Annotated in this window: 1 protein-coding gene; it reads left to right on the top strand. The window is 67.4% G+C overall.

Annotated features, from left to right (window positions below; genetic code table 11):
* The coding region (locus tag QZH66_RS18190) for an efflux RND transporter permease subunit (RefSeq protein WP_305807200.1) at nt 1-261 on the top strand (261 nt) is incomplete at both ends.

Here is a 261-nt window from a genome sequence, read left to right as displayed (position 1 = left end):
CCGTGGATGGCGTGCGCGCCCTGCTGCCCGAGCTGCAGGCGCAGTTGCCGCAGGACATCCATGTGGCCGTGGCGTCGGACAGCACCAACTCCATCCGCTCCTCGCTGCGCGAGATCGAATTCACGCTGATGGCGTCGATCGTGCTGGTGGTGCTGGTGGTCGGGCTGTTTTTGCGCCGCGCGCGCGCCACGGTGATTCCGGCGGTGGCCACGGTGGTGTCGCTGCTGGGCACCTTCGGCGTCATGTACCTCTTGGGCTTCA

This window comes from Stenotrophomonas sp. YIM B06876 (assembly GCF_030711595.1).
Lineage (GTDB): Bacteria > Pseudomonadota > Gammaproteobacteria > Xanthomonadales > Xanthomonadaceae > Stenotrophomonas.
This window is presented reverse-complemented; position numbering and strand designations above follow the sequence as displayed.